The organism is Endozoicomonas sp. NE40, from assembly GCF_040549045.1.
Taxonomy (GTDB): Bacteria; Pseudomonadota; Gammaproteobacteria; order Pseudomonadales; family Endozoicomonadaceae; genus Endozoicomonas_A; species Endozoicomonas_A lisbonensis.
The window spans coordinates 994,738-1,010,415 of record NZ_JBEWTB010000002.1 but is presented as its reverse complement, the minus strand read 5'-3'; the positions used below and the strand labels follow the sequence as shown (position 1 = coordinate 1,010,415).

General features: G+C 50.7%; 15 protein-coding genes and 1 pseudogene. 3 read left to right on the top strand and 13 right to left on the bottom strand.

Translation table 11 applies throughout. The features are described 5' to 3' along the window. Positions 1-6 precede the first annotated feature (6 nt). From V5J35_RS05470 to V5J35_RS05425, 10 genes are all read right to left on the bottom strand, one after another. Positions 7-696 (bottom strand): DUF2764 family protein, encoded by a 690-nt coding sequence (locus V5J35_RS05470; RefSeq protein WP_354010292.1) that lies wholly within the window; start codon positions 694-696, stop codon positions 7-9. A gap of 57 nt (positions 697-753) precedes the next feature. Further along, complete coding sequence (locus V5J35_RS05465; RefSeq protein ID WP_354010291.1) at positions 754-1,431, bottom strand: hypothetical protein; 678 nt, start codon at positions 1,429-1,431, stop codon at positions 754-756. 102 nt (positions 1,432-1,533) lie between these two features. Then, positions 1,534-1,983: an ATP synthase subunit C gene (locus V5J35_RS05460; RefSeq protein WP_354010290.1), complete on the bottom strand. Its 450-nt coding sequence runs from the start codon at positions 1,981-1,983 to the stop codon at positions 1,534-1,536. A gap of 2 nt (positions 1,984-1,985) precedes the next feature. Beyond that, on the bottom strand, positions 1,986-3,785 hold the full coding sequence (locus tag V5J35_RS05455) for a V-type ATP synthase subunit I (RefSeq protein ID WP_354010289.1): 1,800 nt from the start codon (positions 3,783-3,785) through the stop codon (positions 1,986-1,988). Between the two features lie 27 nt (positions 3,786-3,812). Next, on the bottom strand, positions 3,813-4,433 hold the full coding sequence (locus V5J35_RS05450; protein WP_354010288.1) for a V-type ATP synthase subunit D: 621 nt from the start codon (positions 4,431-4,433) through the stop codon (positions 3,813-3,815). A gap of 3 nt (positions 4,434-4,436) precedes the next feature. Further along, on the bottom strand, positions 4,437-5,819 hold the full coding sequence (locus V5J35_RS05445) for a V-type ATP synthase subunit B (RefSeq protein ID WP_354010287.1): 1,383 nt from the start codon (positions 5,817-5,819) through the stop codon (positions 4,437-4,439). A 329-nt stretch (positions 5,820-6,148) separates the two neighbouring features. Continuing rightward, complete coding sequence (locus V5J35_RS05440; RefSeq protein WP_354010286.1) at positions 6,149-7,144, bottom strand: amino acid kinase family protein; 996 nt, start codon at positions 7,142-7,144, stop codon at positions 6,149-6,151. Positions 7,145-7,187: 43 nt separating this feature from the next. Further along, positions 7,188-8,204: an ornithine carbamoyltransferase gene (gene argF, locus V5J35_RS05435; RefSeq protein WP_354010285.1), complete on the bottom strand. Its 1,017-nt coding sequence runs from the start codon at positions 8,202-8,204 to the stop codon at positions 7,188-7,190. Positions 8,205-8,708: 504 nt separating this feature from the next. Then, complete coding sequence (locus V5J35_RS05430) at positions 8,709-9,443, bottom strand: hypothetical protein (protein WP_354010284.1); 735 nt, start codon at positions 9,441-9,443, stop codon at positions 8,709-8,711. Positions 9,444-9,656: 213 nt separating this feature from the next. Beyond that, a complete protein-coding gene (locus V5J35_RS05425; RefSeq protein ID WP_354010283.1) occupies positions 9,657-10,910 on the bottom strand; it encodes a valine--pyruvate transaminase in 1,254 nt (417 codons plus the stop codon). A 102-nt stretch (positions 10,911-11,012) separates the two neighbouring features. On the opposite strand from V5J35_RS05425, the gene V5J35_RS05420 reads away from it, so the two are divergent. Beyond that, a complete protein-coding gene (locus tag V5J35_RS05420; protein ID WP_354010282.1) occupies positions 11,013-11,357 on the top strand; it encodes a hypothetical protein in 345 nt (114 codons plus the stop codon). A 16-nt stretch (positions 11,358-11,373) separates the two neighbouring features. Here V5J35_RS05420 and V5J35_RS05415 read toward each other — a convergent pair whose 3' ends face one another. From V5J35_RS05415 to V5J35_RS05405, 3 genes and pseudogenes are all read right to left on the bottom strand, one after another. Then, entirely contained in the window at positions 11,374-12,000 is a 627-nt protein-coding gene (locus tag V5J35_RS05415; protein WP_354010281.1) for a C2H2-type zinc finger protein, read from the bottom strand. A 212-nt stretch (positions 12,001-12,212) separates the two neighbouring features. Continuing rightward, entirely contained in the window at positions 12,213-12,470 is a 258-nt protein-coding gene (locus tag V5J35_RS05410) for a YkgJ family cysteine cluster protein (RefSeq protein WP_354010280.1), read from the bottom strand. A gap of 29 nt (positions 12,471-12,499) precedes the next feature. Next, positions 12,500-12,820, bottom strand: a pseudogene (locus V5J35_RS05405) (transposase); the annotation flags it as partial. 413 nt (positions 12,821-13,233) lie between these two features. Between V5J35_RS05405 and V5J35_RS05400 the strand changes: the two are divergent. Both V5J35_RS05400 and V5J35_RS05395 read left to right on the top strand, forming a co-directional pair. Further along, positions 13,234-13,937 (top strand): IS1 family transposase gene (locus V5J35_RS05400; RefSeq protein ID WP_354007591.1). Its coding sequence is split into 2 segments (ribosomal slippage): positions 13,234-13,477 and positions 13,477-13,937, totalling 705 coding nucleotides; the frame shifts between segments, so codons are not numbered across the junction. Then, a complete protein-coding gene (locus V5J35_RS05395) occupies positions 13,937-15,658 on the top strand; it encodes a hypothetical protein (protein ID WP_354010279.1) in 1,722 nt (573 codons plus the stop codon). Before V5J35_RS05400 ends, V5J35_RS05395 begins: the two co-directional genes overlap by 1 nt. Positions 15,659-15,678: the final 20 nt, after the last annotated feature.

Here is a 15,678-nt window from a genome sequence, read left to right as displayed (position 1 = left end):
TCCGGATCAGGCTGCGGTGCCGGGCAATTGCTTAACGAATTCGCCCAGTGCCTGATCGGTTAGCTCGCGGAAACGTTCCATTGCCTGCTCGCCATTGTAGGCGGTCCAGCGGGCAACCAGGCTCCAGCGCAGCACATAAATAATAACGGCTTCAAAATCGAAGCTATGCTTGCGACCAACGTCGTCCAGCTTGCGCCACACGGCTTCCAATAGAGTCTTTTCCAGCGTCAGGTAGTCCTGCTTGTTCAGGCACTCGATAACGGTTGGAATCCATGGGAAGGCGTGCTGCAGCCCCAGGGTCGGGTTGCTCCAGTTACGACGGATGTAGGCGTAACGGGAACCGTAGCTCCACTGAGGATCGCCCGGAGCCTGTGCTCCACGCATTTTACGACGCAGGGCTGCTACCACGGTGCGCATGTCCAGTCGCCAGTCCACCAGTTCTTTCAGGGTGTCGCTGGTCAGCTCGGAACTCAGACGCGCGGCCAGACGGATCAGCGCCGCTTCATCGACGTCTTCGCCCAGGTGGCTCCAGTGCATAAGCTGTTCCACCTTGATCAGGGTGTCCCGGTCTTCTGTGGACAGCATGGACAGTCGACGATCAAGCTGCAGACGGGAGATCGGTGTGATCTTGCTGTCAAACAGCGAGTCGATATGCGGCAACGATGTCAGCAAGGTGTAGTAGGCATTCTCTGCCATTGCATTCTCCTTGACTTGCGCGGGTTGGGGCGGGCGTTTTGCCCGTCCCAACCGGCGTTATTTAACGATGCCTTCCAGCAGTGCGCGGAAACGTGGCTGCAGGTGGCGCAGCAGTACAGCCGCTACGGCTTCATCGTCCAGCTCGACTTCGATGTCCTTGTCTTTCAGACGGAAACCGATGCCGGTATTGTCGTCGATGGTGAAGGTGACACCTTCGCCCAGCATGTCGGCAGCCTGTCTGGTCACAAACTCCAGCAGTGGGCCTTCCTTCACTAGCTCCGGTTGTGAACGCAGTTCGTCAACACCGATGACCTTGCGTGGCAGTACAACTTCGACATTGTCTTCACCGCGCAGATTGTTTTCGCCGGCTACTTCCAGAATCATCTTCTGCAGCAGTTCTTCTTTTTCCATGGAGCTGCTGACAACGGCAGTTACTTGCTGGGAGAACTGCTCCAGCAGGTAGTCTTTCAGTTCCAGGATGGCATTGCGCTCTGCCAGTTGCAGGGCTTCCTTACCGGCTTTGGTGATGAAGTCTGCTTCTTCACGGGCCTTGCCGACAATCGCGTCAGCTTTGGTCTGTGCTTCTTTGATCAGCTCGGCGGCTTTTGCCTCGGCGTCGCTGATAATCTTGTCCGCTTCAGTACGACCGTTCTGAACACCCTGCTTGCGCAGTTTTTCAATCAGTTCCTGAACGCCAACGGACGCTTTACCTTCGGGGTGCATCGCTGCAGTCATAATGTATTTCCTCTGATTTCCATTGGCTGAATCCGCTGCTTATATTGAAGCTTTTCATATAAAAGCAGCGGCTCAGCATCATCACGGGATGAGTCAGACGGCTCAGGCGCCGATGGCCTGACCCATAACCAGAGCGAATACGAATGCGAATACCGCGAAGCCTTCTACAATCGCAGCTGGTGCGATGGACAGACCGAATACTTCAGGCTTGTTCTTGGAAGCGTTGATTGCAGCAGCAACCGCCTGACCCTGGTAGGTAGCGGAGTACATCAGGGCAACACCGGTCAGCAGACCAATACCGAACAGACCCGGAGCAGTCGCTTCAGATACACCCAGACCGCTCAGGGTGAACATGATTACGATACCGTAGATAACCTGGGAAGATGGCATCGCAGACAGGCCGACGAATTTACCGTAGCCACTCTCGACGTCCAGCATTGCACCACAGGCCGCCTGGCCGGCAACCGAACAACCAATCGCAGAACCTACCGCACCCAGTGCAACAGGAGCAAAAACACCCAACCAGCCCAGTGCAATAATTAATTGTTCCATTATCAATCCTCTTTCTTACTAAATGCTTTAAACGGGTAGCCCTCGTCGGACAGACCCCAGTTAACAAATTCAATTACGTTAAGACGCATGCCGTGAACCACGCCGCTCATGATACACAGAGCGAAATTCAATACGTGACCCAGTAGCAGAATCAGGCCTGCAAACAGCACACCGATGACCGGGCTGGAATGCAGTGCGTCCATTGCCAGTGAGTTAAAGGTCATGGCCAGGGACGCACCGGACAGGCCGAGCGCGAACAGACGCATGTAACTCAGAACATCGCCAAAGGCCGATGTGATGTTGTAGACCGCTTTCAGACCGTCCAGGCCGCGCAGGAGCAGGTCACCTGCCGAGCGAACCTTACGGGTACTGGTGAACAGGAATACAAACGCACCGCCCACTGCCATCATCGCCGGACCGAACAGGTCGGCAAAGGCTTCCGGCAGCGTGCCGGACATGCCGAGCCAGATGCTCAGGCCGCCACCCATCACCAGCGCCCACCCCAGCGGGGACAGGGCATAACTGCGTGAGCGGTTGACCCAGGCGGTCATGATATTAGCAATGATCAGATGAGCCACACCGATAAAGACGGAGAGTTTCATCATGGCGTTGTAATCGTTCAGGTCCACAAAGGCGATACTGTCGAGTATCCCGCCACCGGGCGAGGCTCCGAAGTAACTGCCAATCATGGCGCCCCAGACGATACCGACGGCGGACATGAAGTACGCCAGGTTCATCAGGCGGGAGCCGGCTTCTGATTTTTTCAGCTTGCCACGGAACATGAAGACGATGAGACCGAACAGAAAACTGTACATCACATCGGACATGATCATGCCGAAGAACAGCGAGAACGAGTAGAACACCACGTTACCCGGATCCCAGGCCCGATAGTTCGGGGTCTGGAAAAAGCCCAGGGCGTCGGAGCCACCACCGGTGCCGGGCTTTTTCTCCAGCAGAGTCGGTGGATGGTCGTCTTCGGTGGGTTCTTCAAACAGGGCAGCCACACCGTTCTCAATACAGAACGCTTCAGCTGCCTGACGCTCGCTTTGAGGAATCCAGCCCTGTACCAGGAAGAACTCCTGTTCATCCTGAGTGGTACTCTGGGCTTCTGCCAGCTCCGCAGCGTCCTGTCTGGCGGCAACCGCCTGACCCAGCAGGTAGTTCCAGCGAGTCAGGGCTTCGCGCTCGGCGTACAGGTCTTCCAGAAGCTGTTCGGACTCTTCCAGTTCGTCTTCAAGGCGGGACAGAGGCACGATACCGATATGGGACCGTGAAACCGGCAGGAGATCCTCTGCAGGTTCCTGCTCGCTGATCACGATCACATAAGCCAGTTTTTGCCTGTTATCCTTTGCCATGAGCTGCCAGGGCAGTTCAATGTCATTCAAAGCTGACATATCGCCCTCTGGCAGAACATAGAACCAGAAGCGCTGACCATCAAGCTGGGAGACTTCCGGAAAGTGGAATTCACCCCAGGGGCGAACTTCCCGAACACGTTCTTCCAGCTTGTCACGGGCATCGCTGACTTCGCGGGTGCTGGACTTGTTGTCCAGTACTTCACGCACTACCGTGTCGATATCCGCTATGGACTTGTCCTTCACCTGTCGTCTGGTTCTGGGCGCTCGTTCCAGCCAGGCCAGTGCTTCGCTGGCTTCAGCTGGCTGCAGTCGTACAGAGGCTTCTGCAGGCTGATCCGTCAACGGGATCAGGTGCAGGCAGCCCATTGACTGCAGTCCCTGCAGAACATGAGCCTTGTCCTGGCTCGGTCCGTACAGGGTGATCTTGTTAAGTTGTTTTATAGCCATGTCTTATTCCCAGATAGAATGCCTCATTCAGCCAGCCGCTGCCGCTTTGGCTTCCTGCGCCAACACCTTGCCCTTGGAGAGCTTGGCGTTCATAACGCTGGCGCGGTCCTGGTCGGACATGTAAATCTGGATTTTCTGGATGTTCTTCTTGGTCTGAGGAATCAGTACCTTGGAGAACAGGTTGACTCGCTGAGAAGTCGTACGGGTTGCCTTGTCGAGTTCAGCATGACGCAGTTCGCGCACCTGATACTCAACACGCAGCCGTACCATCTTCTGCAGCAGTTCCACCAGGAAATCCACCCAGTGAGGCTTGGCCAGGTCGCTGTATGGCGTCAGTTCAATATCGATGTTGCCCACGGCAGGTACAGTGGTACCGACGATGTTTTCATCAATCAGTCTGACGTTCCTGACTCGAACCAAATTTTCTACCGGAACGTCGGCACGGGCCAGCATGGGTAGTTGTGCCTGTACCAGACGTTCAACGTCAGCCAGTTCGGTTTGAGCCTCAGCCAGTGCCTCTTCCGCTTTCTTACGTTCAGCCATCAGCTGCTGGCGCTTCAGTTCCAGCGCCGGCAGGTAACGGTTGTACGTTTTTAAGCTGCGCTTTTCTTTGTTAAGCGAACTTTTGTTGAGGGCTACCTTGGCCATGGTTTATGCCTCTGCTGCTGCGAGTTCTTTTTCCTCAACACCGACAGCTGCCTTGTTTGGCCAGTACTTCTCCAGCAGGCTCTGCTTCATCAGGGTTTCGCCCGGTTCAAAGCATTCCGCCAGAGTTTCCCAACACAGATCCAGAGCGTCTTCCAGGCTCATAGCTGCGTCCAGGGCCATAAAGCGCTCTTTGAACAGGTCGCCAAACCGGATGGTTTTCAGGTCGTAGCTGGACAGTTCAAACGCCATGGCCTGCTTCTGCTTGGCATTCACAGAGTCGGAGTAGAAGCGGATCATGGTGTTCATGATCGGTGCGTGGTCGTCGCGGGTTTCTTTACCCTGAACCATCTGCTTCAGTCGGGACAGGGAACCAAACGGATCCAGTACACCGTCGTGCAGATAGAACTGACCTTCGGTGATGTAACCGGTGTTATCCGGTACCGGGTGAGTAACGTCATTACCCGGCATGGTGGTTACCGCCAGAATAGTTACAGAGCCTGCACCCTTGTAGTCGCAGGCTTTTTCGTAACGCTTTGCCAGCTGGGAGTACAGGTCACCCATGTAACCACGGTTAGCAGGAATCTTATCCATTGCTACACCGATTTCCTTCATCGCGTCAGCGTAGGAGGTCATATCGGTCAGAAGGACCAGCACTTTCTTGGACTCTTCTACAGCGAAGTGCTCTGCCACGGCCAGCGCCATGTCCGGAGTCAGCAGACGTTCTACCGTCGGGTCGGACGCCTGGTTGGTGAACATAACGGTACGGGAGGATACGCCCGCTTTCTCAAACTCGTTACGGAAGAAGTGGTAATCGTCGAAGATCAGACCCATGCCGCCGAATACTACGACGTCGGCTTCGGCCTGAATCGCAATACGCGCCAGGAAACGGTTGTACGGTTCACCGGCCACGGAGAAGATAGGAATCTTCTGGGACTCTACCAGGGTGTTGAATACGTCGATCATTGGCACATTGGTACGTACCATGCGGGACGCCAATACACGACGAACAGGGTTTACGGAAGGGCCGTCGATCTCTACCTTGGGGTCCTGTTCCAGTGCAGGGCCACCGTCAATCGGTTCACCGGCACCGTTAAAGATACGGCCAAGGATGTTCGGAGAGTAGGTCGCCTTCATTGGCTCACCCAAAAAGCATACGGCGGCACCGGTAGACAGACCTTTGGTGCCTGCGAATACCTGCAGGGAAACCTCTTCATGGTCGATCTTGATGATCTGGGCCATGGAATAGGGCTGACCATTCTGCTCGATCAATGCCAGGTCGCCATAATTGGCCCGGGCATTGCCCTCCGTCAGGTTCGGCACTTGAACGCGAATCAAGTCACCAACAATGCTGAGAATGTTGGTGTATCGCAATAAGCTCTGGGGCATTTCTGCTCCTCTGTACTGCTCGGAACCTGTTGGGCTTAAGTCAGTGACCCGGTGACGGGGGACTCAGGCCTGTCAGGCTCCATGGAAAACACAGCACCTCTATTGGACGTTTGTTTTCATTGAATGAAAGAACGTTTTGATAGAAGCACTAAGACCAATGCCCTCAATTGAGGCTGTTGCAAAAGAACGGAGCTGCTTTGGCATGACTGGCTTCATAACAAACCGTTCATGCCACACTGTTCCAAACCTTTGCAACAACCCCAAATAATGTAGAACAAAAGTCCTACAGGTTTTCAGAAAATTTCGGTGTGAGGGCAACCCAAAATCTCTCAATAGTAGACAATCTCAGCGCCTTCGGATGAAGAAGACGCTGATGCGCTGATCCGGGTTCCGGACTGACCGGAAAGCACACTGGCAGCGTTGTGCAGATTGCCTATTGCACAAAATCGTCGCCTGTCGTTTAACTGGCGGTCGGCTAAGTCATCTTTAGCAAGCTCGTTTTTAGCAAGATAGCCACTGGCTGCTTTCACCTTTGGAGCCATCGCCGTGTCATTGAATCCCAGTGATTCAAGACGGTTGATGGTAATGGTGCGAATCTGTCTTGCTTCCGGATGGCCGGGCTTGTCTAAAACGGCATCGATGCTGGATAACATCAGCAAAGCATTAGCATTCAGTTTACGCGCAATAAATGCGGCAGTTTCATCTCTGTCAACCATGGCTTCAACACCATGGAGGCGGTTATCTGTGTCATTTCGGACGGGCAGACCACCGCCGCAGCCGCAGATAACGAATATATTGTCAGCGGCGACCAGATGTTTCAGAGTCGCCATTTCCAGGACGTCTTTTGGTACCGGGGCCGGGATCATCCGGCGATAAAGCCTTCCTGTCCGCTGCAGTACCCAGTCCGGGTTCTGCTCCTGTACCAGTTGTGCCTGTACTCTGTTGTACAATGGTCCAACGTAACGTGTCGGATGCATCATTGCCGGATCGTCAGCGTCAACCAGTGTCAGATGCGACATGCTGCAAAATGACTTTTGCGGCAGCTGGTTTCTCAGCCCCTGTTCCAGCAGGAAGCCCGTCATTGCCCTGGCCTGGGCTCCCAGAACATCGGCGGTACCGGTATTCAGGTCGGCGCAGTTGCCATTCATCAGGGTCAGAAGGCCAATGGCCGGACCATTGCCATGCAGCAATATCACCTGATGTTGGTTTGCTATTTCGGCAATGCATTGGGCTGCGTGTTGAATGCATTGTCGCAGCGCATGTGAATTGAGAGGTTGGTCTCTCTGCACAATCGCGCTGTCTCCCAGGGCAATGACAACCAGCATGGAATATCTCCGGTCTGTCAAGGCCGCTGGGACAGCTGGGAGATTAATCGCCCAACGTTGCCACCATAACAGCCTTGATGGTGTGCATCCGGTTTTCGGCCTGATCAAACACGATGGAGTGTTCAGACTCAAAGACCTCTTCGGTCACTTCCAGCCCGTTCATTTTCTCTTCACCTTTGAAGAAGTGTTCCGCAATTTCTTTACCAATGGTGGTTTCGTCGTTGTGGAACGCTGGCAGACAGTGCAGGAAGCGAACATCCGGATTGCCGGTCTGTTCCAGCATGGTCTGGTTGACCTGGTAGGGGGTCATCAGTTTTACCCGCTCTTCCCAGGCTTCCATCGGTTCGCCCATGGATACCCAGACGTCGGTGTAAATAAAGTCGCAACCGGCGACTGCGTCTTCAACCGATTCAGTAATAGTGAGTCTGGCACCTGAGTCTCTGGCGATGTTCTGGCATTGTTCAACAAGTGCCTCATCAGGAGCAAAACCAGCCGGAGCAGCGATTCGGAAATCCACACCCATTTTAGCTGAACCCACCAGAAGTGAGTTGGCGACATTATTACGCCCATCACCCACGTAACACAGTTTCAGTTCGTTCAGCGGACGACCGTTGCCGTGTTCAATCATGGTCAGGAAATCGGCCAGAATCTGGGTTGGATGCCATTCGTTGGTCAGACCATTCCATACGGGAATACCGGAGAACTCGGCGAGTTCTTCGACGTGCTGTTGTAAATGTCCGCGAAATTCTATGCCATCATACATGCGTCCTAACACTCTGGCTGTGTCTTTTACGGACTCCTTACTTCCCATTTGTGAGCCACTGGAGATGTAAGTGACATTGGCTCCCTGGTCAAAAGCTGCCACCTCAAAAGCACAGCGTGTGCGGGTGGAGGCTTTTTCAAAAATCAGGGCAATGTTTTTATTTTGTAAAAAACGAGGCTCTTCGCATGACTTCTTCGCGGCTTTTAATTCGCGGGATAGTGTCAGCAGGCTGTTGATTTCTTCGGAAGTGAAATCCAGAAGTTTGACGAAGTGACGATCTTTCAGTCTGAAATCCATAATATTGCTCTTTTTTAATCAGTTTCCTGTCAGGAGGTTCTGGAACAAATGTCCAGTAAACTCCGGATACACAGAAAAGTTGGATCGCTGATTGAGAGGCTGCAGGCTGAGCCCTAATCGCAGAATCGAACATCTTCTATCGCCTCAGGTCTGATGTCCAGACTCTGAATGCGAATAAGTAATATCGGGTAGAGTAGCGTGCAGTCGCTACGCTGATGAAATAATTTTCCAAACAACCCTTTATGCAGAGCTGTAAAAACCCATATCGTTTACGGATTGAACACAACGGGTATAGGTTATCGTTGACGTATGTAGATAGCACTACGTACAAATACGTTTACATAGTGGCATGGCGTAGCGTTTGTTCGGAGGCTCTATGCTTCTGGCGCTTTGTGTTTTCGTTTTGCTGGTTGTTGAAGCGCGCTGACACCTATGAGTATGTGATTTTAATGGGACTAAATACTTAATATGTAAATATTATTTACACTCAAATGTTGAAAGTTGTTACTGATAGGGCAGGGTTGGTGTTAGTTGGTCGCTAATGGTTTCTCCTGTGATTGAATTAACAATAAGGCGTTTCCGATAACCGTTTTCATCCAGATAAACGATCTCTCTGACTGGGACGTTTTTGCGGTGTTTTGAAGTCGTTCTCAGGATGATCATATTTTTGTGGGTTTTGCGGGCTTCGTTAAGAATATCACTCAGCGGAACCTGTTTACCGGATAGTGTGAACTCGAACGAGTGTTCATTCAGTAGCAGGCCAGTGTAAGCATCTGTTTCTGCATGCCAGCGTTTTTTTGTGTTGTCAGTGAATTCGACCACCCGAATCTCGTTACCCTGATTGTTTTCAATCCAGGTTTTGGTGATATTGGCAATCTGGTGATTTTTGCGCAGGTTAGCCAGTGTTTTTTCCAGTGACATCGGGAGGCGCATGGTGACCAGTTCAATCTCTTTACCGGTGAAGGCATCGACCACCAGGCGCTGCATTCCCTGACGGCTGATTTTAAACTCGGGAGTAAAGTCAATAAGACGAACAGTACGCCGGTCCTCCTGTATAAGGCGTGCATTATAAACGACAACGTTACCATGCTGTTTGCGCATCTGGCTGATGATCTGCTCCAGCGGGATTGGACGTTTGGTCGTGTTGGTCTGGCAGTAGGCTGGTGAGGTCGCGGTCAGGGTGACAGCAAAAAACGGAACCAGTACACACAGCGCTTTTGACCGGATAAAGGTATTCATAATGACCTTCCTTATGAAGGCATTGACGTTCTTGTTAGCCAATGATGAAGACTCGTTGTCGTACGTTATCAGAGTGTTGTAACAGGAAGCAGCATCGGGGAAAGGCTTCAGAACAGACTCTCTGAACAGCAAAATCTGCATCCGATAACTTTAGGACTGATTTGAGGAAAAGCAAGGCAGGTTCCCTTTGAACAGGGAACCTTTATGAACGGGTTATTCTGCGTAGGCTTTGCGAATTTCTTCAGCAATAATGGCAATACCCTGTTCGACGGTTGTATTGTCGCGGGTAAAGGTCATGCGAATGCATTCGTGTTTATGGCGCCAGTCATCAATGCCGGGGAAGAAGTAATGTCCGGATACGACCAGTACACGACGCTGCTTCAGTCGTTCATACAGTTCCAGGCTGGAAATGGGCAGGTCCTTGAGCCAGAGCCACAGGAACATGGCACCTTCCGGTTTGTGTGCGTGCCAGGGCAGGCTGTCGTCCATATAACGATGCAGGCATTTTATGGCAAAGTCAGCCTTGTTTTTGTAGAACGGCCGGATAAGGGAATTGCTGATATCGACAATGCTGTCATCCCTCACCATGTCCAGAGCGACCAGACTGCCAAAGCTGTTGGGTGCCAGGTTCATAATGGCGTTAATGCCAGTCAGCGCTTTAATCACTTCTTCGTTAGCAATGACAATTCCGGTTCGGGCCGCAGGCAGGCCCAGTTTGGACAGCGTCAGGCACAGGATGGTGTTGCTGTTCCATTGAGGCTGTGCATCGGTGTAAATCAGGTTAGGGAAAGGGGTGCCGTAAGCGCCGTCAATAATCAGTGGAATATCGTGAGTGCGGGCAAGAGTGTCGAGGGTGCTGACCTCTTCGTCGGTCAGGACATTACCGGAAGGGTTGGTAGGTCTTGAAGCACACAGCGCACCAGTAGAGTCATCAATGGTCAGGTTGCCGAAATTGACCCGGTACTTGAACTGATGAGGAGCTATGTGATCAATAGCCGGACGGCTGGCTATGAAAAAGTTTTCACTGAGGCCAGCATCGGTGTAACCGATGTACTCTGGGGCAATGGGGAGCTGAATACGTTTGTGGGAACCGTCGTCGAAATCACCGGCAAACATGTTGAACAACATGAAGAAGCCTGCCTGACTGCCGTTGGTCAGGGCTATATTGCGTTCGCTCAGCTGCCAGCCAAACTGACGCTTCAGGAACGCCGCCACTTCGTGGACAAATTCTTTTTCACCCTGTGGCGGGTCATAGGTGCCTACCAGCCGGGTAAATTCGCCCTGGTTGTCCAGAATGCGCTGCAGGCGGGTACGGAAGATTTCCTCAACTTCAGGGATATGGGCTGGGTTGCCGCCACCCATCATGATCATTTCGTCTTCTGTTGCCAGAGCGTTACCAAGGTCATCCATTAACGAGAGTATGCCCGAATGAGTCGTGAACTTGGTACCAAAGGTGGAAAGCTTCATGCTTGCCTCGATTCTTATTGATAATACTGCAAAGGGGCAATTCTAACTGACTAATGCGGACTCTGCATGGTCTTGGAGGAAGCCTGGCCACATGGACGGTGCATGAAGATCTATCTTGATGACGAACTTGAGCCTCTGATTGCCGGGTTCAAAGATTCCCCGGACAAGGTAGCGAAGGTTACCAGACGGGCATCAGGCAAGCTGGCAAACATGGATCCGATGTTACTGAAACCATTTTCGGAACTGATGCGACAGGAGCTGAACGATGCCCGGAAAGGTCTGCCGTTTAATATCCGGAGGCATCGGGTGACGTTCTCACCAGCGCAGAATCTTGGATTTATCTCTGACGATTTTGCCAACATCACTTTGCAGCTGGATGTGCTGGCAGTCACCTCTGTCGCTGGCAACGGATTAAACCCGTTTATGCCGATTGATCTCGCACAATGATAAGGACCCTGGTTAATCACTCATTGATTGATATATCCCAAAGGTCGTTGTCTGGATTATAGTTATCATCATCGCTGTCAGGGCTGGGGGCAACACTGGTTATACTCTTACCTGACCCCCAGGCCACAATTGTTGTTGTAGACGAAGCTGTACGAGTCTCCACAACGTGGGCGCTTCCTTTTGGGGACCTTACATCACTGATCGTGGTCAGCTGGGATGTAGATGCCAAGGTCTGAGTTACTGTCGTTACTACTCCTACCGGCTCTGCCTGAGCGTGTACAGTAGACGTAGACTCTCCTGGATTCCCGGGATGTTTGTTTCGTCTGTGTCTATCACGATTGCCACTTTTAGAAAAACGTGTACCACATACATCACAGCAGAAAGGTTGTTCACCTGTATGGGTTCGCTTATGGTCAGTAAGGTGACCCGGCAGCAAGAATCTCCGCTTACAAATGTCACAGACGTAGGAGCGTTCGCCAGTATGGCATTTTATGTGCTTGGCTAAAACATCCTTACGTGCAAATTTCTTACCACATACCTCACACTGATGAGGTTTTACACCAGTATGAACTCGCATGTGCCTATTCAGTATTTCCTGAGTCGTATAGCTTTTTGGACATTGAGGGCATTGATAGACAGGCATATCGGCTTTCGCTTAACTACTGGAAGTAGAGCATACACACCGGAGTCTAGTTAAGATCTGGAGAGTCTGCTGCTTCATCAAAAGGATGGTTAGCCGCGATAAGCTTCAGAACGCTCTGAACCGTTAACCTGTGCGCTGGCTCTGAGCCAGAAACGGGTTCAGGGCTCTTGCCTGGACAGTTGTTGTGCTGTGTTCATTCAACAAGTTATCTGTTAATCACACTGCGTAATATTCTCAAGCTGAATCAGGTTTGTCATTGCCTGATCTCTGCCAGTGCCACAAAGGTCCGGGTCTGCCTGAAAACTCAGGCATACGGCTGGACGTTCCGGCTTGCCAAACAGTTTGCACAGGTTGTTGTCGTCCAGTTGTACACAACGCACTCCGGCAGGTTTTCCTTCTGGCATACCGGGTATGGGGCTGGAGATAGAGGGTGCAATGCAGCAGGCACCGCACCCGAGTCGACATTTCATGGCTGTCATCCGGAAAAGTGGTTATCACTGTCCAGGGGATTACGACCACTGGCAAGCTTGAACATGGGGTCTGAGCGTAGACGATTACAGTCGTTAGCGTCTTCATAGCCGCAGGCCATTTGCAGCACTCGCTGAACCAGAAGCTCTTTCATTGTGTGGTCGATGTAGGATTGGTGACGCCTGTCGTTGATAGCATCAGTCAATCCGTTAATGAGCCCACTCTGAAGGATAGTTTCGCGTAGCAGCAGGGTTCCAAAGTCTGACGATAGCTCTCCACCGTTAAAGTCAGCCCGGATGGTTTTTCCATTTGAGGGGTGAAAACGAAGCTGTTCTTGTGTAGATTTAGACATGGCAAGTTCCGGTCTGCTTCTTCCGAAGCGGTTTTTTGGTCGACCCAATTATATCAAGTGATTGGGCGGAACTTGCCTCCTTTCATGAAATATTCGGGCTAGTAAACAGAATGAAATACGGTTCATAAAAAATACACACCTCTTTAAAAAAACATTAACTATAATGACCGTTCAAAATCTGGTTTATTTCGAGATTTTTATTTTATAGAAAAGGAAAATCAGGATTTAGAATCAAAGGGCATTGATGTTTCACAAACCATTCAATGATATGAGAACGTAAAAAATGTTTAAAAAAAAATGCCATTTTCAACCGTTCCAGAAAAGGTTGGCAAGTCTTTTTTTGGTCATGAATCAAATGCGTTGATCTCGTATATCTAACGACCAATACTTGCTGTTATCCTGCCGATTTTCCTATGGCAATTATTAAAGTCGTTTGTGCTCACTGTGATACCACAGATGGTGTCGTGAAAAATGGTAAAGCGCCCTCAGGCATACAGCGCTATCTGTGTCGAAATTGCAGGCAAAGCTTCCAGCTTGAATTTGTCTACAACGCCAACAAGCCCGGTGCTCACGAGCGCATAGTGGATATGGCCATGAATGGTTCCGGTGTCAGAGATACGGGACGCGTTCTGGGCATCAGTCCAACGACGGTCATCAGCCACTTAAAAAACTCGTCCCGCGACAGGTGACATCACTCCCCTTCGACAATGAAGAGCTGGTGCTCATCTGCCAGATGGATGAGCAATGGTCTTATGTCGGCAATAAAAAGAATCAGCGTTGGCTATTCTATGCGTGGGAACCTCGCTACCAGAGGGTGATCGCTCATGTTTTTGGTCGAAGAACGAAAAAGACCTTGAAGAAACTGATAAAGCTGGTCAAACCTTACAAGTTCAAATTTTACTGCACAGATGACTGGAAGCCCTACGGATCAGAACTGCCGGAAGATAGCCATGTTATCAGTAAGAAGCTGACCCAGAGCATCGAGAGAACAAACCTAACGCTTCGCACTCGGCTGAAGCGGTTAACACGTAGAACGATCTGTTTCTCTCGATCAGACGAACTGCATGATAAGGTTATCGGGGAGTTCATCTCACGAACGTGGTATCAACGTGTTTGATGCGTGACCCTTTTTTTCTTTCATCCAGCCTGTTAGTTTCTCTTTCTGTATGCCCCGTCCATGCAGTGCTGCCCGGGAAGGGGGATGTTCCGGATACAAGCAACATAGCGATACTGGCAGCATTAGGTGCTTTTGGTCATCAAGCTTTAAATTCAAATAATGTTGCAATCCCCGAAAACCCTCAGCAACAGATGGAACCACATCAACAGCCTGTCGCTGAGAGCACTGCAGTCCGACCAAATCTTCCAGCAGATGCTTTGGAATATATCAGAAGTCTCGAGGTCAATACTCTTCCATTCGAAGATTCCGAATATCAGGCTAACCAGAATCAGGAACCTGTACCGGAAGGAGCAACCGCTGTCGATTCTAATGATGCAGCCAGTCCTTCCACACATTCATCAAGTCGTTCTGACTCACTTAACTTCTTAATTGAAGCTAATCGTTTCTGGCAGCAAAGCCACCGCCAACTGGTAGCGCCACTATCGAGTAGTGATCGCGCCAATAGAGATCGCATGGGTGGTGGAAACGATGTATTGGATGGTGTATTTGATCGTTTTCCGGACACTGAGCAGGTCAACCCGTGGCTACAATCAGTAAATGATTTTACTGCCCTGGATTCTATAGTTGAAAATTTCGCCCAGTATTCGCTCATTGATCTTCATTATGTACTCTGGAGAATTGCTCATAATATCGGGAGCCGGGGGCTTATGAGGACGTTGGTTTTAAACACTAACTTGCTGTCCCGCAGTTTTATGCGGGATCTGATCACTTTCGATCAACTGTCCGGAGAGTTTATTGGAAGAGAGGCCTTGCTGAGCAGATTGAATGATTTAAGAATCGCCGTCAGCATCAGTGCAAATGCAGGTAATGCTGCCCAGTTGTTGCCGGGTATTGTTAACTCGCATTTATACAACGCTATTCGTTTGTATGCGCTGGAACAGTATAAAAACGCTCTGGCGAACCCCGGAGGTCGTCCTAATATTGGACAATTACTGGTTTTTATTCGTCATCTTTCCGAAAATGTGGCATCAACATTTGATGGACAAAACTATCTGGAGGGGAACCGGGAAGCGTACGCCAGAAGCAGAGCGTTGTTTTGGCTTTTCCATCTCTTCGATGGGGTTCGTGAGTTTTCTCGTGAAGAGAGTCGCTATATTAATTCTGCATACCGATCTTTTACTGCTCTCTACATGACATTTATGGGGGATACTTCACGAGCCCACGAGATTCTTCGAACCGTTGCCGATGGAGAAGTTACCTTTCCGCGAGGTGAAGATAGTCAGGAGGTTAGCTCTTTAATCAACCGGGTGGTTGACGGTAATATGGACATGCTCAGCACACTAGGATTGCAGTACTATCGCCCTGACGTGTACCACTCCCTCTATTTTTTGATGAGAATGCCCTTCTCTGGTCAAACGCCTCATACTATCGTGAACTCAGGCAGTCTGGATGTTTTGCGCAGCATTCGAGAAGCACTGGCTTTTCATCTTGACAGTCTGCCCGTCCTGTCCGATTCCAATGAAATTCTGACAGCCCACATTACCGATATCGCGAGATTTGAGCTGGGTGTATTACAGGGTATTGAAGCACGGCAGAAAAATTCACGACTGGCTCTTGAAAATAAAAGGCTCGAAATTAAATATGCTTATGATAAAAAACACAGTAAAAAGCGAAATCTTTTAAATGTGATTAAAAAGACAATGGAGCCACGGAAACAGTAATGCTTTGTCGTTTAAAGCTC

What these genes read in the sequence shown, in the direction of transcription:
- V5J35_RS05395 (WP_354010279.1), top strand. Translation starts at nt 13,937, where the DNA reads ATGCGTGACCCTTTTTTTCTTTCATCCAGCCTGTTAGTTTCTCTTTCT.
- V5J35_RS05415 (WP_354010281.1), bottom strand. Translation starts at nt 12,000, where the DNA reads ATGCCTGTCTATCAATGCCCTCAATGTCCAAAAAGCTATACGACTCAG.
- V5J35_RS05410 (WP_354010280.1), bottom strand. Translation starts at nt 12,470, where the DNA reads ATGAAATGTCGACTCGGGTGCGGTGCCTGCTGCATTGCACCCTCTATC.
- V5J35_RS05425 (WP_354010283.1), bottom strand. Translation starts at nt 10,910, where the DNA reads ATGAAGCTTTCCACCTTTGGTACCAAGTTCACGACTCATTCGGGCATA.
- argF (WP_354010285.1), bottom strand. Translation starts at nt 8,204, where the DNA reads ATGGATTTCAGACTGAAAGATCGTCACTTCGTCAAACTTCTGGATTTC.
- V5J35_RS05440 (WP_354010286.1), bottom strand. Translation starts at nt 7,144, where the DNA reads ATGCTGGTTGTCATTGCCCTGGGAGACAGCGCGATTGTGCAGAGAGAC.
- V5J35_RS05445 (WP_354010287.1), bottom strand. Translation starts at nt 5,819, where the DNA reads ATGCCCCAGAGCTTATTGCGATACACCAACATTCTCAGCATTGTTGGT.
- V5J35_RS05420 (WP_354010282.1), top strand. Translation starts at nt 11,013, where the DNA reads ATGAAGATCTATCTTGATGACGAACTTGAGCCTCTGATTGCCGGGTTC.
- V5J35_RS05470 (WP_354010292.1), bottom strand. Translation starts at nt 696, where the DNA reads ATGGCAGAGAATGCCTACTACACCTTGCTGACATCGTTGCCGCATATC.
- V5J35_RS05430 (WP_354010284.1), bottom strand. Translation starts at nt 9,443, where the DNA reads ATGAATACCTTTATCCGGTCAAAAGCGCTGTGTGTACTGGTTCCGTTT.
- V5J35_RS05455 (WP_354010289.1), bottom strand. Translation starts at nt 3,785, where the DNA reads ATGGCTATAAAACAACTTAACAAGATCACCCTGTACGGACCGAGCCAG.
- V5J35_RS05460 (WP_354010290.1), bottom strand. Translation starts at nt 1,983, where the DNA reads ATGGAACAATTAATTATTGCACTGGGCTGGTTGGGTGTTTTTGCTCCT.
- V5J35_RS05465 (WP_354010291.1), bottom strand. Translation starts at nt 1,431, where the DNA reads ATGACTGCAGCGATGCACCCCGAAGGTAAAGCGTCCGTTGGCGTTCAG.
- V5J35_RS05450 (WP_354010288.1), bottom strand. Translation starts at nt 4,433, where the DNA reads ATGGCCAAGGTAGCCCTCAACAAAAGTTCGCTTAACAAAGAAAAGCGC.